Source organism: Oryzobacter terrae (genome assembly GCF_042756445.1).
GTDB classification, from domain to species: Bacteria; Actinomycetota; Actinomycetes; order Actinomycetales; family Dermatophilaceae; genus Oryzobacter; species Oryzobacter terrae.
This window is the reverse complement of record NZ_CP170578.1, coordinates 3,777,730-3,797,208: the sequence shown is the minus strand read 5'-3', so window position 1 is coordinate 3,797,208 and position 19,479 is coordinate 3,777,730. Positions and strand designations below refer to the sequence as shown.

General features: G+C 74.3%; 17 protein-coding genes. 7 read left to right on the top strand and 10 right to left on the bottom strand.

Features of this window, described 5'->3' with window-relative positions; genetic code table 11:
- Positions 1 to 140: 140 nt before the first annotated feature.
- Positions 141 to 1,307: a glycerate kinase gene (locus tag ACFWN3_RS18080; protein ID WP_377642018.1), complete on the bottom strand. Its 1,167-nt coding sequence runs from the start codon at positions 1,305 to 1,307 to the stop codon at positions 141 to 143.
- A 175-nt stretch (positions 1,308 to 1,482) separates the two neighbouring features.
- On the opposite strand from ACFWN3_RS18080, the gene ACFWN3_RS18075 reads away from it, so the two are divergent.
- The gene (locus ACFWN3_RS18075) at positions 1,483 to 2,019 is read left to right on the top strand and encodes a DinB family protein (protein WP_377642017.1); all 537 of its coding nucleotides are present in this window, start codon (positions 1,483 to 1,485) and stop codon (positions 2,017 to 2,019) included.
- A 30-nt stretch (positions 2,020 to 2,049) separates the two neighbouring features.
- Positions 2,050 to 3,246, top strand: a complete 1,197-nt coding sequence (gene nadA / locus ACFWN3_RS18070; RefSeq protein ID WP_377642015.1) for a quinolinate synthase NadA — start codon at positions 2,050 to 2,052, stop codon at positions 3,244 to 3,246.
- A 22-nt stretch (positions 3,247 to 3,268) separates the two neighbouring features.
- Here the strand turns inward: nadA and ACFWN3_RS18065 are convergent, their stop codons facing one another.
- From ACFWN3_RS18065 to ACFWN3_RS18050, 4 genes are all read right to left on the bottom strand, one after another.
- A complete protein-coding gene (locus tag ACFWN3_RS18065) occupies positions 3,269 to 4,240 on the bottom strand; it encodes a hypothetical protein (RefSeq protein ID WP_377642013.1) in 972 nt (323 codons plus the stop codon).
- On the bottom strand, positions 4,237 to 4,779 hold the full coding sequence (locus ACFWN3_RS18060; RefSeq protein WP_377642012.1) for an RNA polymerase sigma factor: 543 nt from the start codon (positions 4,777 to 4,779) through the stop codon (positions 4,237 to 4,239). The genes ACFWN3_RS18065 and ACFWN3_RS18060 overlap by 4 nt, the downstream gene beginning before the upstream one ends.
- Before the next feature lie 100 nt (positions 4,780 to 4,879).
- Positions 4,880 to 5,920 carry a glutathione S-transferase family protein gene (locus ACFWN3_RS18055; protein ID WP_377642010.1) on the bottom strand — a complete coding sequence of 347 codons (1,041 nt, stop codon included), beginning with the start codon at positions 5,918 to 5,920 and terminating at the stop codon, positions 4,880 to 4,882.
- Complete coding sequence (locus tag ACFWN3_RS18050) at positions 5,920 to 7,221, bottom strand: dipeptidase (RefSeq protein ID WP_377645648.1); 1,302 nt, start codon at positions 7,219 to 7,221, stop codon at positions 5,920 to 5,922. The genes ACFWN3_RS18055 and ACFWN3_RS18050 overlap by 1 nt, the downstream gene beginning before the upstream one ends.
- 147 nt (positions 7,222 to 7,368) lie before the next feature.
- Between ACFWN3_RS18050 and ACFWN3_RS18045 the strand changes: the two genes are divergently transcribed.
- Positions 7,369 to 7,950: a DUF3043 domain-containing protein gene (locus tag ACFWN3_RS18045; RefSeq protein ID WP_377642008.1), complete on the top strand. Its 582-nt coding sequence runs from the start codon at positions 7,369 to 7,371 to the stop codon at positions 7,948 to 7,950.
- Here the strand turns inward: ACFWN3_RS18045 and ACFWN3_RS18040 are convergent.
- The 3 genes from ACFWN3_RS18040 to gcvT form a co-directional block, all read right to left on the bottom strand.
- Positions 7,947 to 11,153: a hypothetical protein gene (locus ACFWN3_RS18040; RefSeq protein WP_377642006.1), complete on the bottom strand. Its 3,207-nt coding sequence runs from the start codon at positions 11,151 to 11,153 to the stop codon at positions 7,947 to 7,949. The genes ACFWN3_RS18045 and ACFWN3_RS18040 overlap by 4 nt on opposite strands.
- Positions 11,154 to 11,271: 118 nt before the next feature.
- Positions 11,272 to 11,487: a hypothetical protein gene (locus tag ACFWN3_RS18035; RefSeq protein WP_377642004.1), complete on the bottom strand. Its 216-nt coding sequence runs from the start codon at positions 11,485 to 11,487 to the stop codon at positions 11,272 to 11,274.
- Positions 11,484 to 12,587: a glycine cleavage system aminomethyltransferase GcvT gene (gene gcvT, locus ACFWN3_RS18030; protein ID WP_377642002.1), complete on the bottom strand. Its 1,104-nt coding sequence runs from the start codon at positions 12,585 to 12,587 to the stop codon at positions 11,484 to 11,486. Before gcvT ends, ACFWN3_RS18035 begins: the two co-directional genes overlap by 4 nt.
- A 54-nt stretch (positions 12,588 to 12,641) precedes the next feature.
- On the opposite strand from gcvT, the gene ACFWN3_RS18025 reads away from it, so the two are divergent.
- Positions 12,642 to 14,174 carry a leucyl aminopeptidase gene (locus tag ACFWN3_RS18025; RefSeq protein ID WP_377642000.1) on the top strand — a complete coding sequence of 511 codons (1,533 nt, stop codon included), beginning with the start codon at positions 12,642 to 12,644 and terminating at the stop codon, positions 14,172 to 14,174.
- Between the two features lie 178 nt (positions 14,175 to 14,352).
- Here the strand turns inward: ACFWN3_RS18025 and ACFWN3_RS18020 are convergent, their stop codons facing one another.
- On the bottom strand, positions 14,353 to 14,547 hold the full coding sequence (locus ACFWN3_RS18020; protein ID WP_377641998.1) for a DUF5302 domain-containing protein: 195 nt from the start codon (positions 14,545 to 14,547) through the stop codon (positions 14,353 to 14,355).
- Between the two features lie 89 nt (positions 14,548 to 14,636).
- The gene (locus ACFWN3_RS18015; RefSeq protein ID WP_377641996.1) at positions 14,637 to 14,960 is read right to left on the bottom strand and encodes a hypothetical protein; all 324 of its coding nucleotides are present in this window, start codon (positions 14,958 to 14,960) and stop codon (positions 14,637 to 14,639) included.
- Positions 14,961 to 15,121: 161 nt separating this feature from the next.
- Here ACFWN3_RS18015 and lpdA point away from each other — a divergent pair, with 161 nt between their 5' ends.
- The 3 genes from lpdA to ACFWN3_RS18000 are packed head-to-tail and all read left to right on the top strand — an operon-like array spanning position 15,122 to position 19,468.
- Positions 15,122 to 16,504: a dihydrolipoyl dehydrogenase gene (lpdA, locus tag ACFWN3_RS18010; protein WP_377641994.1), complete on the top strand. Its 1,383-nt coding sequence runs from the start codon at positions 15,122 to 15,124 to the stop codon at positions 16,502 to 16,504.
- A gap of 42 nt (positions 16,505 to 16,546) precedes the next feature.
- On the top strand, positions 16,547 to 18,553 hold the full coding sequence (gene sucB, locus ACFWN3_RS18005; RefSeq protein ID WP_377641992.1) for a 2-oxoglutarate dehydrogenase, E2 component, dihydrolipoamide succinyltransferase: 2,007 nt from the start codon (positions 16,547 to 16,549) through the stop codon (positions 18,551 to 18,553).
- Between the two features lie 27 nt (positions 18,554 to 18,580).
- Entirely contained in the window at positions 18,581 to 19,468 is an 888-nt protein-coding gene (locus ACFWN3_RS18000; RefSeq protein ID WP_377641990.1) for a TIGR01777 family oxidoreductase, read from the top strand.
- The last annotated feature ends 11 nt before the right edge of the window (positions 19,469 to 19,479 follow it).

Sequence of the window (19,479 nt, the reverse complement as noted above, 5' to 3'; positions counted from 1 at the left end):
GGGACGCGGTGGTCAACCCCAGGGGGCCGCTCCGTGTTCCCGGCTCGCTCCTCAAGGATACGTCGCGGGCCGGGGTGGTTCGTGCCCCGTCCACCGGCGGGTCGCGTCCCGGGGCCCGACCGCGCGCCCGGCGGGCCCGCTCAGCGGGCGGGCGACCAGGTCCGCGCGACCCGGGCGGTGCGCGCGGCGAGGGTCTCGACGGGGTCGGCGACCATCGCCTCGACCTCACGGGCGGAGTCGGCGACGGCGTACGTCCCGGCGAGCCCGAGCGACATCGTCTCGCGCCGGCCGACGAGGCACTCCCCGGCCACGAGGACCGTGGGACGGGCCGTCTCGAGGGTGGCCGCCGCCACGCCGGCCACGACCGAGCCCTGGAGGGTGCTCCAGTCGACCCGGCCGGCACCGGTGACGACGAGGTCCGAGCGGGCGGCCGCGGGCCCGAAGCCGGTCTCGCGCAGCACCGTGTCGACCGCTCCGACCCGACGAGCCCCCATCGCCAGCAGGGCGTACCCGAGCCCACCGGCCGCCCCGGCACCCGGCTCGCGGTCGAGCCGTCGCGGCAGTCCGGTGAGGAGGTCGCGCGGCGGCTCCGGGAGCGCGCGCCGCAGGACGTCGGTGAACCGGCCGAGGGCGTTCTCGAGCGCCTGCGCCTGGCCGGCGGTCGCTCCCTTGCGGGGCGACTCGACGGCGCTCGTGCTCTGCAGCCCGAGGAGCGGGGTGTCCTCGTCGGTGGCGAGGACGAGGTCGACCCCCGCGAGCCGGTCGAGGACCGACGGCAGACCGACGAGGGCGTCGTCCGGCGCGTCGGCGAGGGCGAGCCCGCCCCGCGCCAGGGCGGAGGCCGGCCCGGCGCCGAGGGCGGCCAGGAGGCCCGCGCCCGCGTCGTTGGTGGACCCCCCGCCGACCCCGAGCACGACGGTCGTCGCCCCCTCGTCGAGGGCGGTCTCGAGGAGGGCGCCGACGCCCCACGTGCTCGTGAGGCCGGGATCGCGCTCGTCGGCGCCGAGGAGGTGGATGCCGGTCGCCTGGGACGCCTCGATCCACGCGGTCCGGCGTCCCTCGCGGTCGACGAGGAGGACCGCGGCGGGGACCTCGCGCCCGAGCGGGTCGCTCACCGTGGTCATCACGGTCGTGCCGCCCAGGGCCCGTCCGAGGACGTCGAGGAAGCCGGGTCCGCCGTCGGAGAGCGGCAGCAGCTCGACCTCGTCGTGGGGTGCGCCGCGCGACCAGCCCGCGCCCATCGCGGTGGCCGTCTGGACCGGGCCGAGGGTGGACCCGAAGGAGTCCGGGGCGATGAGGACGCGCACGGCTCGAGGGTATCGGGACGAGGAGGCGACGGGCCTCCCGGCCGGCACCGCCGGGTCGGCTCCGGGACCGCTCCGGGACGTCCCGGGAGGACGGCCGCCGCCCGGGACGGGTGTCGGCGGGCCTCGGTAGCGTCGGACCCGACGAGACGACCGACGCCCCACGAGAGGACCCGCCATGAGCGCGACACCCGAGACCGCCGACACCGGCGTCACCACCGACCTCGACCCCGAGCGCGTCGCCTACCTCGAGGCGCTCGCGCAGCAGCGCTGGTTCTTCCTCCACACCGTCGAGGGCCTCACCGACGACCAGGCCCGGCTCACGCCCACGGCCAGCGAGCTGTGCCTCGGCGGGCTCGTCAAGCACGTGGCCCTGACCGAGCGCGGGTGGACCGACTTCGTCGAGCACGGCTCGATGGCCGGCGGTGAGGACGCCGACCACGAGGCGCGCGAGCGCGAGTTCCGCCTGGCCGACGACGAGACGCTCGAGGAGGTCGTCGCGCTCTTCCACGAGGTCGCGGCGCACACCGACGAGCTGATCCGCACGGTCGACCTGTCGGCGAGCCACGAGCTCCCGCCGGCCCCGTGGTTCACCCCCGGCGAACGACGCAGCGCGCGGCGGGTCTTCGCCCACCTGCTCTGCGAGCTCGCCCACCACACGGGGCACGCCGACATCCTCCGCGAGTCGATCGACGGGCAGAGGTCCATGGGCTGAGCCTGCTCCGGCAGCGCCTACGATCGAGGCGTGACGACGACGACCGACTCACCGCGCAACGCCCCGCTCCCCCTCCTCGTCCTCGGCCGGGGTCGGGACCTCGCGAGCGAGCGGGGGGTCGAGTGCCCCGGTGACCTGCCGGCACCGTCCGACGCCGGGCTGGTCGAGCGGGCCCGCGCGGCGAAGGCAGCGCTCGGCGACCGCGTCTTCGTCCTCGGCCACCACTACCAGCGCGACGAGGTCATCGAGTTCGCCGACGTCACCGGCGACTCCTTCAAGCTGGCCAAGGAGGCCGCGGCCCGTCCCGACGCCGAGTACGTCGTGTTCTGCGGCGTGCACTTCATGGCCGAGTCGGCCGACGTCCTCACCGCCGACTCCCAGACCGTCGTCCTCCCCGACCTCGCCGCCGGCTGCTCGATGGCCGACATGGCCGCCATCGACCAGGTCGAGGAGTGCTGGGACGAGCTCGTCGAGGCCGGCGTCGCCGACCTCACCGTCCCCGTGACGTACATGAACTCCTCCGCCGCGATCAAGGCCTTCACCGGGCGCCACGGCGGCACGATCTGCACGTCCTCCAACGCCAGGACGGCGCTCACCTGGGCCCTGGAGCAGAAGGGCGGCGGCGGCAAGGTCCTCTTCCTCCCCGACCAGCACCTCGGCCGCAACACCTGGGTGCGCGACCTCGGCGGCTCCCTCGACGGGTGCGTCGTGTGGGACCCGCACCGCCCGATGGGCGGCCTCACCCCCGAGCAGCTGCGCGACGCGACGATGATCCTGTGGCGCGGCCACTGCTCGGTGCACGGGCGCTTCTCGGTCGAGGCCGTCGAGGCCGCCCGCCGCGAGATCCCCGGGGTGAAGGTGATCGTCCACCCCGAGTGCCGCCACGAGGTCGTCGAGCTCGCCGACGAGGTCGGCTCGACCGAGCGGATCATCAAGACCATCGCCGCCGCGCCCCCCGGCACCGCGTGGGCGGTGGGGACCGAGCTCAACCTCGTCAAGCGGCTCGCGGTGCAGTTCCCCGAGCAGCGCATCGTCTTCCTCGAGAAGAACGTCTGCTACTGCTCGACGATGAACCGCATCGACCTCCCCCACCTCGTGTGGGCGCTGGAGTCCCTGGCCGAGGGCCGCCTCGTCAACCCGATCCGGGTCGACCCCGACGTCGCGCACTTCGCGAGGATCGCCCTCGACCAGATGCTGGCCCTCCCGGGCGAGACCTCCAGGGACTGAGGCCACCTCGCCCGCCGGCGGGTCAGTTCATCCAGATCCAGACGCCGTCCGACCCGTCGAGGACGCCGCACCCGGCAGGGGGGACCGTTCCCTGCAGCTGCGAGCCGGATGTCCTCAGGCCCTCCAGCGTGACCCGGCATCCCGGGTCGCCGGCGACCGCGGGGTCGAGGGTGACCGAGCCGCCGCTCCCGACCGACAGGGTGCCCTGCTCGTCCGGCGAGGCGAACCCGTCACCGTCGTCGTCGAGGACGTACGCCCCGCGCCCCGGTCCGGCGCGCTCGACGACGAGCATCGTGCCGGTGCCGCGCAGGAGCCAGGCGCCCACGAGGTCGCCGACGTCGTCGACGGGCTCAGGGGTCCACGTCACCTTCGGGGCGGGGTGTCGCTCCAGGGCCTCCCCCGCGGGTGACGCCGGCGAGAGCCTCACGAACGGCCATGCCTCGCCGCTCGGCCAGGGGCAGGCGTCCTGGTCGGGCAGGGGGGTGATCGTCATCCGCCCCTCGGCGCTGACGTCCACCACGGCTCGGCAGCCCTCGAAGGTCAGGACGTTCCCGGCCCCCACCGTGTACGGCTCGAGGTCGGACTGAAGGGCCTGGAACTCGTCGACCGTGTTGGCCGTGCTCCGTCCGCCATCGGCCGTGAAGTACCAGATGTGGCCACCGCTGTCGTCCTGGTCGACCATCCACGCGCCGACGAGGTCCGCGGCGCTCACCGGGGTCAGCGTCGTCGTCGGTGCGGGGGCCGCCGGCAGCGTCGCGGGCCGTCCGGTCCGCCAGAGGGCGGTGACGGCGAGGACGAGGGCGACGACCGCGCACGCGGCGACGGCCCACTGCCACGACCGGAGGTCGGGCACGGCGCGCTCGCCGAACCGACGGTGGTGCCGGCGGCGCTGCCCGAAGTCCTCCTCGAGCCGCGCGACGTCCTCGTCGGTGACCATGAGGTCGTCGGCGTACCGCCGCAGGGCGGTCGTCACCTGGCGCTCGTCGATGGTCATCGCAGACCTCCCAGTCGGTCGTTGAGTCTCGTCAGGCCCCGGTGGGCGTGGCGCTTGACCGAGCCGAGACCGATCTCGAGGAGCGCGGCGGTCTCGGCCTCCGTCAGCTCGAGGTAGTAGCGGCAGACCACGACCTCGCGCTGCCTGGTCGGCAGGTCCCGGACGGCGGCGGCCAGGCGGCGGGCGTCGTCGTGCTCGACCGCCCTGGCCTCCGAGCTCGGTTCGAGCCACTCGACCGAGGCCAGGCGGTCCCGCGTCCGCCGGGACCGCACGAGCTGCCCCTGACCGGACCGGCACCGGTTGATGACGGCAGCGCGCAGGTACGCGCGCGCGGCACCGTGGTCGCGCAACCGGTTCCAGTGCCGGTGCAGCGACAGGTAGGCCTCCTGGACGGCGTCCTCGGCGGCCTCCCGGTCACCGAGGAGGACGTAGGCCAGGCGGACGAGTCCCGCGGCGTGCGCGCGGAACAGCACACCGACCGCCTCGTCGCGCGACGCGGTGGTGTGGGCCTCGGTCGCGACCGGGGAGAGCTCCGGCACGACCACCTCCGACAAGGGATGTTCCATGCACCTAGGTCCGCGTCCGTACCGAAAGGTTGACAGGATCGGCGGCCGGCTTCCATGGCCCGGTCGGATGGCGTCAGGCGTGGACCAGCCCGTCGGGGCCGACGTGCGGGTTGTGCGCCGTCGGCACCCGCTCGCCCTCGGACGGCGGGCCCGGAGGAGTGCCATCACCGAAGGGTCGGCCACCGAGCGCCTCGCGGCCGTGCGGCTCGGTCCAGCCCGAGAGGTCGGGTCCCGCGGGGACGACACCGGTCGGGTTGATGTCGCGGTGTACCTCGTAGTAGTGGCTCTTGACGTGCACGAAGTCCGTGGTGTCACCGAAGCCCGGGGTCGTGAACAGGTCGCGGGCGTACGCCCACAGGACCGGCATCTCCGACAGCTTCCGCCGGTTGCACTTGAAGTGCCCGTGGTAGACCGCGTCGAAGCGGGCCAGGGTCGTGAAGAGGCGCACGTCGGCCTCGGTGACGGTGTCGCCGACGAGGTAGCGCTGGGTCGCCAGCCGCTCCTCGAGCCAGTCCAGGGCGGTGAAGAGGCGGTCGTACGCCTCCTCGTAGGAGCGCTGGGTCCCCGCGAACCCGCACCGGTACACCCCGTTGTTGACCTCGGTGTAGACCCGCTTCATCACGGCGTCCATCTCGGGCCGCAGCGCCTCGGGGTAGAGGTCGGGCGCGCCCTCGCGCTGGTGCTCGCGCCACTGGGTCGACAGGTCGAGGGTCAGCTGCGCGAAGTCGTTGGTGACGACCTTTCCGCTCGGCACGTCGACGACCGCCGGCACGGTGATGCCGCGCGGGTAGCCCGGGAAGCGCTGCTCGAAGGCGTCCTTGAGGCGCGGGATCCCCAGCACCGGGTCGAGCCCGCCGGGGTCGAGGTCGAAGGTCCAGCTGTCGGCGTCGTGGGTCGGTCCGCAGATCCCCATCGACAGGACGTCCTCGAGCCCGAGGAGCCGCCGCACGATGATCGCCCGGTTCGCCCACGGGCAGGCGCGCGCGACGACGAGACGGTAGCGGCCGGCCTCGACCGGCCACTCGTGCTCCCCCGCACCGTCGCTCGTGATGCGGTCCTCGATGTAGGTGGTGTCGCGCTGGAAGTCGTCCTCGACGTACGTGCCCCCGGCCATCAGCGCGGCAACGCCCCGAGTCGGGCGAGGAGCACGGCCTCCGCGACGCAGACCTTCTCGAACTCGCCGAGGTGGAGCGACTCGTTGGCGCCGTGCGCTCGGGCGTCGGGGTCCTCGACACCGGTCACGAGGATCGCCGCGTCGGGGAACTTCTCGGCGAACGCCGCGACGAACGGGATCGACCCGCCGACGCCGATGTCGACGGGCTCGACGCCCCAGGCGTCGGCGAACGCCGCACGGGCCTCGTCGTAGACCGGACCCTGCGCGTCGGCCGCGAACCCGAGGCCACGGTCGTCGAGGTGGACCTCGACCCTCGCCCCCCACGGCGCGTGCTCGAGCAGGTGCGCCCTGACCACCTCGAAGGCGTGGAGGTCGTCCTCGTCGGGGGCGAGCCGGATCGACACCTTCGCCGATGCGCTCGGCACGAGGGTGTTCGACGAGGTCGCGACCGACGGGGCGTCGATGCCGATCGTCGTGATCGACGGCTTGGTCCAGATCCGCGAGAGCAGCGAGCCCGACCCGATCGTCGAGACGCCGTCGAGCAGCCCGGACTCCTCGCGCAGCCGCTCCTCGGAGAACTCGAGGTCGGCCGCCACGCCCTCCTTGAGCCCCGCCACGGCGACGTCGCCGTCGGAGTCGTGCAGGGTCGCGAGGAGGCGGACGAGGGCGGTGATGGCGTCGGGCACCGCGCCGCCGAACATGCCCGAGTGGACCCCGTGGTCCAGGGTCGTCACGGTGACGACGACGCGGATCATCCCGCGCAGGGTCGTCGTGAGCGCGGGTTCGCCGATGGCCCAGTTGGTCGAGTCCGCCAGGACGATGGCGTCGGCCCGCAGCTTCTCGCCGTGCCGCTCCAGGATCGTCGGCAGCGAGTCGGAGCCGATCTCCTCCTCGCCCTCGACGAAGACGGTGACGCCGACCGGCAGCGACCCGGCGTGGGACCGCAGGGCGGCGACGTGCGCCATGATCCCGGCCTTGTCGTCGGCGGCGCCGCGGCCGTAGAGGCGGCCACCGCGCTCGGTCGGCTCGAAGGGCGCGCTGTCCCACAGGACGTCGTCACCGGGGGGCTGGACGTCGTGGTGGGCGTACAACATCACGGTGCGCGACCCGGGCGGGCCGTCGACGTGCCCGATGACGGCGGGCCGCCCGCCCTCGCGGACGATCTCGACGTCGAGCCCTTCGGCGCGCAGCAGCGCGGCGGTCGCCTCGGCGCTCGCCTCGACGTGGGCCTGGTCGAAGGCGTCGAGGCTGACGCTCGGGATCCGGGTCAGCGCCTCGAGGTCGGCGCGCACGCCGGGCATGAGGTCGGCGACGCGGTCGCGGAGGGCGGAGATCTGGTCGGCGGAGAGCACATCGGTCACCCGACCGACCCTACCGGCGGGTCGGCGGCCGGCCGGGGCCGGGAGCAGGCGTGCGCCGCCCCCGCGCGCAGCGCCTAGAGTTGGGGCGTGTTCGGACGCAGCAAGACCACCAACGACCAGCTCGAGCAGGAGGCCGTCGCGGCCCGCGAGGGCGCGAAGAACCGGCCGACGCCCCGGCGCCGCGACCAGGAGGCCGCGCGCAAGCGCCCCCTCGTCGTCACCGACCGCAAGCAGGCCCGCCAGACCGACCGGGCCAAGCGCCGCGAGGCCATGGCGAAGACCCGCACCGCGATGATGACGGGCGACGAGTCGGGCCTGCCGCCGCGCGACAAGGGCCCGGTGCGCCGCTACATCCGCGAGTACGTCGACGCGCGGCGCAACCTCGCCGAGTTCATGCTGCCGGTGATGCTCATCGTCCTGGCCCTCAGCTTCCTGCGCACGAGCGCGATCCTCCTCGCGGTCACCGTCCTCACCTACGGCATCCTCCTCACCGCGATCGGCGACACCTTCCTCATGTGGCGCCGCCTGCGGGCCCGCCTCACCGAGAAGTTCGGCGAGGAGGCCGCGCGCACCCGCGGCAACGGGATGTACGCCGCGATGCGCGCCTTCCAGCTGCGCCGGTCGCGGATGCCGCGCGTGCAGGTCAAGCGCGGCGAGTTCCCCTCCTAGGGCGTCTGGGCGTCGCGGGCCTCGCGCAGCAGGCACAGCGCCGCGAGCATCGTCCCGTACCCCTTGCGCGCGAGCGGTGACGCGTCCTGTGCGGCCCGGTCACCGCGGCACCCCGTCGGCGCATCCGGGTTCGCGGTCTCGCCCTGCGGGGCCACGACGGCGTCGTCCGCACAGCTCCCCGGACCGCCGATCGCCGTGACGCCGGCGGCGACCACCTGGTCGTCACGGGCGCAGCGCAGGGTCCGCAGCGACTGGTTCGAGAGCACCCACCCGAGCGGGGCCGAGATGGACGGCCGCGTGGGCTGGAAGAAGACCTTGACCGCCGAGCCCCGCCAGGCGTCGACCGCGCCGCACACCGGGTCCCCCGACGACGGGTTCCCCGGTGACGCCGGGTCGTCGGGGTCGGCGGGCAGGCAGCCCGGCACCGCCCGGGACGTCGCGAACGCCGCGAGGCCGCGATGCAGCTGGGTGTCGGTCGACGACAGGGTCGCGGTCGCCGCACCCTTGGTGAGCAGCGGCACGAGGACCTCGTTGGTCGCGCCCGCGGCGCTCGCGGTGAGGTCGCTGCCCGACCCGTTGTCGAGGTAGAGCAGCACCGGCACGAGGAGCGGCGCCGACGTCGACCCGTCGAGGACGTCCTCGTTGTGGGCCCGCAGCGCCGGCATCCACTGGCCCGAGAGGTCCACGAGCGTGCCGAGCCCGTCGTTGTCGGCGTAGCCCCCGTCGACGAGCTGCTGGGCGTCGGGGCTGTCGGCGCCCTCGGGGCAGCCGGTCGTCACGACCCCCGACGGCGTGACGTACGGGAAGCGCGACGCGAGGAGAGAGACGGTGCTCGCCCTCATCGAGGGAACCCGGTCGGTGCAGCCGACCCGGACCGTCGCGAGGAGGTCGACACCGTCGGGCACCGACGTGGACGACTGGCAGCCCAGCGGGTCCGGGTCGGGGTCGAGGGTGACCTGGCTGAGCATCGTGCGGCAGTGCGTCGAGACCGAGGTCGAGTTGAGGACGAGCGCACCCGGCACCCGGGCCCGCACCTCGCCGAGGAAGGGGTCGGCGAGGCCGGGCACGACCTGCTCCCACTCCCGCTCGATGAGGCCGCCCCGGTCCACCCAGCCGCCCTCTCCCGCGGTCGGGTACGGGATGCCCGTGACGGACCGCAGCGGGTCGCGGACCAGGAGCCCGGCGACGGCGACCCCGAGGCCGTCGGGGGTCGCCATCCGCTCGACCGCGGAGAACGCCCGGCCGTCGGTCTCGGCGAACGAGGTCACGGTGAGGCCGACCGCGCCGCCACTGGCACCGGACGACATCAGGGCGTCGGCGCACGGCCCGCCGGCCTCGCGCAGGGCGTCAGCGCCGAGGGCGGTCCACGCGGCCGCCCGGATGCCGCCGCCCTCCGCGGCGAGGACGAACACGGGTCGCACGGTGTGCGCGGTGCCGGGCAACGGTGCACCGCACTGCTGTTCGCCCGCCAGTGCCTCGAGACGTCCGACGAGCGTCGGACGGGCGGTGGGGTCGGCGTCGGTCCCGAGCGCACGCAGGCCGTGGACCCCGGCGTCGCTGCCGGTGAGCCCGACGACGACGGCCGTGAGGACGATGAGCGTCATCACCGGCGCCGTCCGCAGGACGGGCGTCATCGGCCGGGACAGCAGGTCGGGCGCCCCGCCCCCCTGGAGCAGGATGACCGTCGCCCCCAGCGGCAGCGCGACCGCCGTGACCGCCAGGAGGATCACCTCGACGACGCCGAGGCTCTCGGTCACCTCCCGTGGCTGGAGCCCGATGCCCACGAAGAGCGCGATGCCGAGGACGAGGAGCACCCAGGCGTTGCGCCGCGACCGGCGACGACCGGCCGCGTCGAGCTCCTCGCCGGGGATGAGCGCGGTGAGGGTCGTGGGGCGCGCCCGAGCCGCGAGGAGGTGGGCGAGCACGAGGGCCAGCGGCCAGGTGAGGACGGCGGTCAGCAGGCCGAGGACGAGGAGGGCGACGTTCCACCCGCCGGTGCCGAGCGCGACGGGTGCGGTGAACGCCCGGACGAGCCCGAGCCCCGGGATGACGACGACGAGGACGCCGAGGACGTCGCCGACGAGGGTCGTCGTGCGGGCCTGCTCCGCCGACACCGGCCGCCGGTACGGGCCCCAGGGCGGCTCCCCCAGCCACCAGCGGAGGACGACCGAGCCGAACCAGATGGCGAACGGGACGAGGAGGGCGATGGCGAACCGGGGCCAGATGACCTCCCACGACCCGAGGAGCACCCACGACGCCACCGCTCCGCCGGCGATGACGGCGGCGGTGACGAACCACGGCAGCAGGGCTGCCACGCGGTAGGGCGCGGCGTTGGGGAGCACGCGGGCGGCGACGTAGTGGCTGCGCAGCCGTCCGACGACGAGGACGACGACCCCGACGAGCACCGTGAGGAGGCCCGACAGCCCCACGCGGGTCCCCGGGGAGTCGTCGACCCACTGCCGCTGGACGTCGGGCAGCTGGTCGAGGATGTCCGAGCCCTGGGCCAGCCCCAGCGCGGCGAAGGGGACGACCACGAGGAGCGAGAACCGGTGGGTGTACAGGCCGCGGGCCACCCGGCCGAGGAGGCCGGGCGGGCTCGCCGGCGGCACCCCCCCGGCGAACGGGGTCGGGTTGGTGGCGCCGCGCGGGTGGTCGTGCGACTGGCGCGCCCCGATGACCGACACCACGACCGTGAGCACCAGGCCGCCCCACTTCGCCCACGACACGGCGACGAGGGTTCCCCCGTGACCGGCGCCGTCGGTGAGGTCGACGAGGAGCACGCTCTCGGCGACGTCGGCGACCCCCGCCACGCCGATGCCGACGAGGGCGGCGAGGTACCACCGCCGGCCGGCCGCCCCGGACCCCGCGGCGCGCACGAGCAGCAGAGCCGCGGCTCCCGCGTACAGCACGGCGAAGAGGACGTCGACGAGGGCGTAGGCCGTCACCCATCCGCCGAGACCCGGGACCTGCCCCATCCGGGCGGCGAGCGCGTCCCACGCCGAGGCGTCCCCTCGACCGAGGCCGGTCAGCCCGGAGAGCGAGACCGTCCTGCCGTCGGCGACCACCTGCGCGACGAGGGCGTCGAGCTGGGCCAGCGCGAGGTAGCACGCGACGAGGAGCGAGGCCCACACCCCGCCGGTGACCACGACGCGCGGTGGCAGGGACTGGCTGAAGGCCGATCGAAGTGCGGCGTCGTCGGGCACGGCCGGCCTCCTCCCGGGTCCGCAGGGAGGACCCGACGCGGCTCATCATCCCGCCGGTGGATCCGGTGCGTCCAGAGCGGCGGAGGGGGCGTCCGCCGGGGTCGGGCGGGCGGGTGCGCTAGGGCGCGGGCTCGAGGCTCATCGGCCCGTAGACCTTCTCGCCGTCGCGGTGCAGCGTCACTCCCGCGACGCCGGCCTCGAGGAGGTCCTCCCACACCTCGCCGAACCAGCTCTCGGCGTCGGACTGGGTCGGGAACGCGCTCTGCGACAACGCCTCACCCGTGAGCGGCGAGCCGTCGGCGTCCTCGTAGGTCCAGGTCCACTGCTCGCTCACTGCTCACGCACCCCGACCTCGACGAACGGCGGTTTCGAGACGGTCGCCGCGACCTCACGACCGCGGACGTCGATGACGACCTCGTCACCGAGGGTGACCGAGCGGTCGAGGAGCGCGAGGGCGATGCCCTGCTTGCGGGTGGGCGAGAACGTCCCCGAGGTGACCTCGCCGACGACCGCGCCCGAGTCGTCCCTGACGTCGCAGTGGCTGCGCGGGATGCCCCGCCCCGTGACGACGAGCCCGCGCATGAGGCGGGTCTGCTTCGCGGCCCGCTCGGCGGTCAGCGCCTCCTTGCCCCAGAACTGCGGCTTGTCCCAGCCGACCGCCCACGCCGCACCGGCCATGACCGGCGTGATGTCGGGCGACAGGTCGTTGCCGTGCAACGGGTAGCCCATCTCGGTGCGCAGCGTGTCGCGGGCGCCGAGCCCGCACGGCAGCCCACCCTGCTCGGCCGCCGCGGCGATGAGCGCGTCCCAGACCGACGCGGTGACGTCCCACGCGGGGACGATCTCGTAGCCGCGCTCCCCCGTGTACCCGGTGCGGCAGACGATGACGGGCAGCCCCTCCCACTCGACCTCGACGAAGCTCATGTAGTCGTGGTCGACGGGGAAGCCGAGGGAGCGGAGGACCTCGTCGGAGCGCGGCCCCTGGACGGCGACGACCCCGTAGGAGTCGTGGAGGTTCTCGACGGCGATCCCCTCGGGGGCGGCGACCTCGAGGAGCTCGACGACCCGGGCGGTGTTCGCCGCGTTCGGGATGAGGAAGACGTCGTCGTCGCTGCGCAGGTACTGGATGAGGTCGTCGACGACCCCGCCGTCCTCGGTGCAGCACATCGTGTACTGGGCCTGTCCGGGGCCGATCCGGCGCAGGTCGTTGGTGAGGCAGGCGTTGACGAACTCGGCTGCCCCGGGCCCGGAGACGCGCGCCTTCCCCAGGTGGGAGACGTCGAAGACGCCGACCCGCTCGCGGACCGCCGTGTGCTCGGCGACGACCCCGCCGCCGGGGTACTCGATAGGCATCGACCAGCCCCCGAAGTCGGCCATCTTCGCGCCCAGCGCGACGTGTCGGTCGTGGAGCGGCGACTGGAGGAGGTCGGTCATGCTGGCACGTTACCGCCTGCCGGTCGGGCCCGGACGCCTCGATAGGGTGCGCGCATGACCACCCTGTCCGTGACCACCCGTACGCCCGCCGAGCTGCCCGCCGACACCCTGGTCGTCGGCTCGGTGACCACCCCCGAGGGCGCCGACCTCGCCTCCGGGCACGGCCTGCCGCGCAAGGCCGTCGTCCACCTCCAGGCGGTCCTCGCCGACGTGGACGCCACCGGCCGTGCCGACGAGGTCGTCCGCGTCGTCGCGGTCCCCGGGGTCAAGGCCACCTCCGTCGTCCTCACCGGGCTCGGTGACGGCACGACCCGCCGCACCTCCTACCCGCACGGCGCGCTGCGCCAGGCCGCGGGGGCGGCCCTGCGCTCGGTGCGCGGCAAGAGCTCCGTCGCCGTCGCCCTCCCCACCCCCGACCTCGAGAGCCTGTCGGCCGTCGCCGACGGGGCCTACGCCGGCTGTTACGCGTACGACAAGAGCGGGCCGCTGCCGGCCCGTCGGGCGGGCGCCGGCAAGGGCCGCGCGAAGGCGGCCTCCGCCGGTCCCAGGGTCACCGTCGTCTCCGGCGCCGGCCAGGGCAAGGCGGCCAAGGACGCCGTCGCCCGCGCGGCCGTCCTCGGGTCGGCCCGCGACTGGGCCCGCGACCTCGTCAACACCCCGCCGAACTACCTCTTCCCCGCGTCGTTCGCCGACGCCGTGAGGAAGCGGGCGTCCGCCTCGGCCGCGAAGGTCACGGTCTCGGTGCTCGACGAGAAGGCGCTCGTCAAGGGTGGCTTCGGCGGCATCGTCGGCGTGGGCCAGGGGTCGGTGAACCCGCCGCGGATCGTCACGGTGTCGTGGACGCCGAGCGCCCCCAAGGCCTCGGTCGCCCTCGTCGGCAAGGGCATCACGTTCGACTCGGGCGGCCTGAACATCAAGCCGGCCACCGGCATGGTGACGATGAAGTGCGACATGGCCGGCGCGGCCGCCGTCGCCGCCACCGTCCTCGCCGCCGCCGAGCTCGACCTGCCCGTCGCCGTCACCGGCTACCTCTGCCTCGCCGAGAACATGCCGAGCGGCACCGCCCAGCGCCCGAGCGACGTCGTCGTCATGCGCGACGGCACCAGCGTGGAGATCCTCGACACCGACGCCGAGGGTCGCATGGTCCTCGGCGACGGTCTCTGCCTCGCGAGCGAGAAGAACCCCGACTGGATCGTCGACATCGCGACGCTCACCGGTGCCCAGATGGTGGCGCTCGGCAACGACATCGCCGGCGTCATGGGCAACGACGACGCCTTCCGCTCGCGGGTCGTCGACGCCGCGGGGGCCGCCGGCGAGGGCGCGTGGCCGATGCCGCTGCCGGTGGAGCTGCGCAAGAAGCTCGACACCCCCACCGCCGACATCGCGCACAAGGGCGACCGCGACGGCGGCATGCTCACCGCGGGCCTGTTCCTCCAGGAGTTCGTCGGCGAGGGCATCGCGTGGGCCCACGTCGACATCGCCGGGCCGGCGTTCAACGACAAGGGCCCCAAGGGCGCGACGCCCAAGGGCGGCACCGGCTTCGGCGTCGCGACGCTGCTGACCCTCGTCGAGGGCTCGGCCGGCTGAGCAGCCTCCACCGCCCGACCCGCACGAACATCGACCAAGAGGTCACGACGGGTACGCCAGGGGCCGTACCTGGCGTGACCTATTGGTCGGTTTCTGTACGGAGGGGTGACGCGTCACGTGCGAGAGCGGCGGGACCCCACCGGGGTCCCGCCGCTCTCGTCGTCCGTCGTGCCGGGCGTCAGCCGCCGCTCTTGCGGCGGAACATCTGCTGGCGGGCGCTCGTCTCGGGGCCGTGCGCGTGGTCGACCTTGCCGTGGTCGCCACCGTCGGAGACGTCGGCTCCGCCGTGGGCCTGCTTCTTGTCGAGGGCGGCCCGGAACCTGGCCTTGACGTCGTCGGGCACGGCGGAGCGGGGGCGGTCCTTGGATGACATCGGTGAGTCCTTCCGTCGGCGGGGCGAGAACCTCCACGCTCGCACGAGCGAGAGGCGCAGGGCCAGCGCATTTGCCGGCCCGGTGGTGGTCAGCGCGCCTTGGGGCGGCGCTGGCGAGCGGTCCACTCCCGCATCCGCGCAGGGTATCCCGTGAGGTTGACGTCGTAGACGGGGACGTCGAGGCCCCGCGCGACCTCGAAGGCCACAGGGCGCGAGGGCAGCGCCCGGCGGGTCCACTCGCCGTCGTGGGCGATGAGGACGACCGTCGTCGCGGTGATGTTCGTCGCCGGCTCGACGTAGGCCTCCACCCCGCGCCGGGTGGAGACGAACTCCGCGAGGTGCGCGCGCGCAGCCGACAGGTCGGACCCTGACCCCGGCGCCCGCTGGCCGCGCCGCCTCCTCCACCACGCCATGCGAGAACGATAGGCGAGGCGGCGCGACGATCGCCGTGACCACACCGGGAACGGGATGTGTGTGCCCGCCACAGGAGTGCAAGGATGCTCGTCAGCGTCCGGTCGGCACCACCCGCGCCGCGGACGCGTCCGCCCGTCGCCACGCCAAGGAGCTGCCAGGGATGCCGGCCACCGCCGAGACCACCCACGACGTCGTCGTCCTCGGAGGGGGGAGCGGGGGCTACGCCTGCGCCCTGCGCGCCGCCGAGCTCGGCCTCACCGTCGCCCTCGTCGAGAAGGACCTCCTCGGCGGCACCTGCCTGCACCGCGGCTGCATCCCGACCAAGGCCCTCCTCCACGCCGCCGAGGTGGCCGACGCCGCCCGCGAGGCCTCGCGGTTCGGCGTGCGCGCCACGCTCGACGGCATCGACATGCCGGCCGTGACCTCCTACCGGCAGGGCGTCGTCTCGCGGCTGCACAAGGGCCTCCAGGGCCTCGTGAAGTCCCGCAAGGTCGACTACGTCGAGGGCGAGGGGCGCCTCGAGGACGGCCGCACCGTCGTCGTCGGCGACCGCCGCCTCGTGGGCCGCCACGTCGTCCTCGCCACCGGCTCCTACGCCCGCACCCTCCCCGGCCTCGAGATCGGCGGCCGGGTCATGACGAGCGACCAGGCGCTCGGGCTCGACGAGGTGCCGGGCCGCGTCGTCGTCCTCGGCGGCGGTGTCATCGGCGTCGAGTTCGCCTCCGTCATGCGCTCGTTCGGCGCCGAGGTCACCGTCGTCGAGGCCCTGCCCCGGCTCGTCGCGGCCGAGGACCCGGCGTCCTCCACGGCCCTCGAGCGCGCGTTCCGCAAGCGCGGCATCACGGTGCGCACCGGGGCCCGGTTCGAGTCGGCCACGCAGGAGGACGACGTCGTGACCGTCACCCTCGAGGGCGGCGAGACCCTCGAGGCCGACGTCCTCCTCGTCGCGGTCGGCCGCGGACCCTCCACCGCCGGCCTCGGGTTCGAGGAGGCCGGTGTCGTCCTCGACCGCGGGTTCGTCACCGCCGACGCGCACTGCCGCACCTCGGTCGAGGGCGTCTGGGCGGTCGGCGACATCGTCCCGGGGCTCCAGCTCGCGCACCGTGGCTTCGCCCAGGGCATCTTCGTCGCCGAGTCGATCGCCGGGCTGTCGCCGGCGCCCCTCGTCGAGGCCGAGATCCCGCGGGTCACCTACTGCGAGCCCGAGGTCGCGTCCGTCGGTCTCACCGAGGAGCAGGCCCGGGCCGCGCACGGTGACGCGGTCGAGACCTACGAGTACAACCTCGGCGGCAACGGCAAGAGCCAGATCCTCCAGACGCAGGGCTTCGTCAAGCTCGTCCGGGTGACCGACGGCCCGGTCGTCGGCATCCACATGGTCGGCTCCCGGATGGGCGAGCAGGTCGGCGAGGCCCAGCTCGTCGTCGGCTGGGAGGCCCACCCCGAGGACGTCGCGGCCCTCGTCCACGCCCACCCCACGCAGAACGAGGCCCTCGGCGAAGCCCACATGGCGCTCGCCGGGAAGCCGCTCCATGCACACAACTAGAGTGATGAAGGCCACCGCCGCCCACGAAGGAGAGCACCCCTGATGTCCGAACGTGTACAGATGCCTGCACTCGGTGAGTCCGTCACCGAGGGGACCGTGACGCGGTGGCTCAAGAACGTCGGCGACGCGGTGGAGGTCGACGAGCCGCTGCTCGAGGTCTCCACCGACAAGGTCGACACCGAGATCCCCTCCCCGGTGGCGGGCACGCTCGAGGAGATCCTCGTCCAGGAGGACGACACGGTGCCGGTGGGCGCCGACCTCGCGGTCATCGGTGACGGCTCCGGCGGTGGCGCCTCCGGTGGTGGCGAGCAGTCCGCCGACGACTCCGGCTCCTCCGACTCTTCAGACTCCTCCGACTCCTCCGAGGCCGGGGGTCCGTCCGACGAGGTGTCCGACTCCGCCGACGGCGACGCGGTCGCCGAGGCCGGCGACGAGGGTGGTCAGGAGCCCGCCGAGCCGCAGGCCGCCTCCGAGGACTCGGGGTCCGCCGGCGACGCCGCTTCCTCCGACGACTCCGGCTCGTCCGACGACTCGGGCTCGTCCGACGACGGCGGCTCGGCCCCGGCCGAGGCGGCCCCGGCGTCCGACTCCGGCGGTTCCGGTGGCGGCTCCGGCGAGGGCACGACCGTGCAGATGCCGGCGCTCGGCGAGTCGGTCACCGAGGGCACGGTGACCCGCTGGCTCAAGGCCGAGGGTGACGAGGTCGCCGTCGACGAGCCGCTGCTCGAGGTCTCCACCGACAAGGTCGACACCGAGATCCCCTCCCCCGTGGCAGGGACGCTGACGGAGATCCTCGTCCAGGAGGACGAGACCGTCCCGGTCGGCGCCGACCTCGCGGTCGTCGGTGGCGGCGGAGGCGGCTCGTCCGCCCCGGCACCGGAGGAGGCTCCCGCCGAGGAGGCACCCCAGGCCGAGGAGCCCGCCGAGGAGGCGCCGGCGGCCGAGGCCCCCACGGCGGAGGAACCGCCGGCGGCCGAGGCCCCGAAGGCCGAGACCCCGAAGGCGGAGGAGCCGAAGGCCGAGGAGCCGAAGGCCGAGGACCAGGCCGCCCCCGTGGCCACCGAGACGGCGAGCGCGCCGGCTCCGGAGGGGTCCTCCGACGGCGACCGCGATGCCGCGGCCTACGTCACGCCGCTCGTCCGCAAGCTCGCGGCCGACCACGGCATCGACCTCGCGACGGTGTCGGGCACCGGCATCGGTGGGCGCATCCGCAAGCAGGACGTCCTCGCCGCCGCCGAGGCGGCCAAGGCCCCGGAGCCCGAGGCCGCACCGGCCGCCGCCCCTGCGGCCCAGGCGCCCGCTGCGTCGGCCGCGGCACCGGCCGCGGACTCCAAGCGCGGCACGACCGAGAAGATGACCCGGCTGCGCAAGACGATCGCCCGCCGGATGGTCGAGTCGCTGCAGGTCTCGGCCCAGTTGACGACGGTCGTCGAGGTCGATGTCACCCGCATCTCGCGGCTGCGCGACCGCGCCAAGGGCGACTTCGCCCAGCGCGAGGGCACCAAGCTCAGCTTCCTGCCCTTCTTCGCCCTCGCGGCGGTCGAGGCCCTCAAGGCCCACCCGACCGTCAACGCGAGCATCGAGGACGACGAGGTCACCTACTACGGGGCCGAGCACCTGGGCATCGCGGTCGACACCGAGAAGGGCCTGCTGGTGCCGGTCCTGAAGAACGCGGGCGATCTCAACATCGCCGGCCTCGCCCGGGGTATCGCCGACGTCGCGGACCGCACGCGGAGCAACAAGATCATGCCCGACGACCTCGCGGGCGGGACCTTCACCATCACCAACACCGGATCGCGCGGCGCGCTGTTCGACACCCCGATCATCAACCAGCCGCAGGTCGCGATCCTGGGGACCGGGTCGGTCGTCAAGCGCCCCGTCGTCATCGTCACCGACGACGGCGGCGAGACGATCGCGATCCGCTCGATGGTCTACCTCGCGCTGTCCTACGACCACCGGATCGTCGACGGGGCCGACGCCGCGCGCTTCCTCACGACGATGAAGCAGCGACTCGAGGAAGGCGCCTTCGAGGCCGACCTCGGTCTCTGACCGGTCGGCCGAGGAGCAGGGAGGCACATGGGCCGCGTCGCCGTCACCGGCTCCTCGGGACTCATCGGGTCCGCCCTCGTCGCCGCGCTCCGCGAGCGCGGCGACGAGGTGGTCCGGCTCGTCCGGCGCGCCTCGCGCGCCCCCGACGAGGTCACGTGGGACCCCGCCGCACGCCGGCTCGACCCCGTGACGCTCGACGGCGTGACCGGTGTCGTCAACCTCGCCGGCGCCGGCGTCGGCGACAAGCGGTGGTCGCCCTCGCGCAAGAAGGAGATCCTCGGCTCGAGGGTCGACGCGACGAGCACCATCGCCACGGCCGTCGCCGAGGTCGACCCCTCCATCCGTCTCGTGTCCGGGTCGGCCGTCGGCTACTACGGCGACCGCGGCGACGAGGAGCTCACCGAGGACAGCCCTCCGGGCACCGGGTTCCTCTCCGACGTCGTCCTCGCGTGGGAGGCCGCGGCGCAGCCCGCCGTCGACGCGGGCTCGCCGGTGGCGTTCATCCGCACCGGGATCGTCCTGTCCCCCGATGGTGGGGCGGCGGCCCCGTTGCTGCGGATGGCGCGGTTCGGCCTCGCCGGGCCGCTCGGGTCGGGCCGCCAGTTCTGGCCCTGGCTCACCCTCGCCGACGAGGTCGGCGCCATCGTGCACCTCCTGGACCATCCCGAGGTCGTCGGACCGGTGAACCTGTTCACCGAGCCCGCCCGCCAGAAGGACATCGCCGCGGCCATGGGACGGGCCCTGGGTCGCCCGGCGATCCTCCCGGCGCCGTCGTTCGCCCTGCGCGCCGTCGTCGGCGAGTTCGCCGGCGAGATCCTCGGTGGGCAGCGGATCATCGGCCAGCGACTGCGTGCCAGCGGCTTCGTCCCTCGCCACCCGGACCTCGACTCCGCCTGCCGCTGGCTCGTCGCCTGAGCTCTCTCCCG

Bases quoted from the DNA above. Each gene is read 5' to 3' on its own strand.
- ACFWN3_RS18075 (WP_377642017.1), top strand. From the start codon at position 1,483: ATGAGCGCGACACCCGAGACCGCCGACACCGGCGTCACCACCGACCTC.
- ACFWN3_RS18065 (WP_377642013.1), bottom strand. From the start codon at position 4,240: ATGACCATCGACGAGCGCCAGGTGACGACCGCCCTGCGGCGGTACGCC.
- ACFWN3_RS18055 (WP_377642010.1), bottom strand. From the start codon at position 5,920: ATGGCCGGGGGCACGTACGTCGAGGACGACTTCCAGCGCGACACCACC.
- ACFWN3_RS18050 (WP_377645648.1), bottom strand. From the start codon at position 7,221: ATGCCCGGCGTGCGCGCCGACCTCGAGGCGCTGACCCGGATCCCGAGC.
- gcvT (WP_377642002.1), bottom strand. From the start codon at position 12,587: ATGACCGACCTCCTCCAGTCGCCGCTCCACGACCGACACGTCGCGCTG.
- ACFWN3_RS18025 (WP_377642000.1), top strand. From the start codon at position 12,642: ATGACCACCCTGTCCGTGACCACCCGTACGCCCGCCGAGCTGCCCGCC.
- ACFWN3_RS18020 (WP_377641998.1), bottom strand. From the start codon at position 14,547: ATGTCATCCAAGGACCGCCCCCGCTCCGCCGTGCCCGACGACGTCAAG.
- ACFWN3_RS18015 (WP_377641996.1), bottom strand. From the start codon at position 14,960: ATGGCGTGGTGGAGGAGGCGGCGCGGCCAGCGGGCGCCGGGGTCAGGG.
- lpdA (WP_377641994.1), top strand. From the start codon at position 15,122: ATGCCGGCCACCGCCGAGACCACCCACGACGTCGTCGTCCTCGGAGGG.
- sucB (WP_377641992.1), top strand. From the start codon at position 16,547: ATGTCCGAACGTGTACAGATGCCTGCACTCGGTGAGTCCGTCACCGAG.
- ACFWN3_RS18000 (WP_377641990.1), top strand. From the start codon at position 18,581: ATGGGCCGCGTCGCCGTCACCGGCTCCTCGGGACTCATCGGGTCCGCC.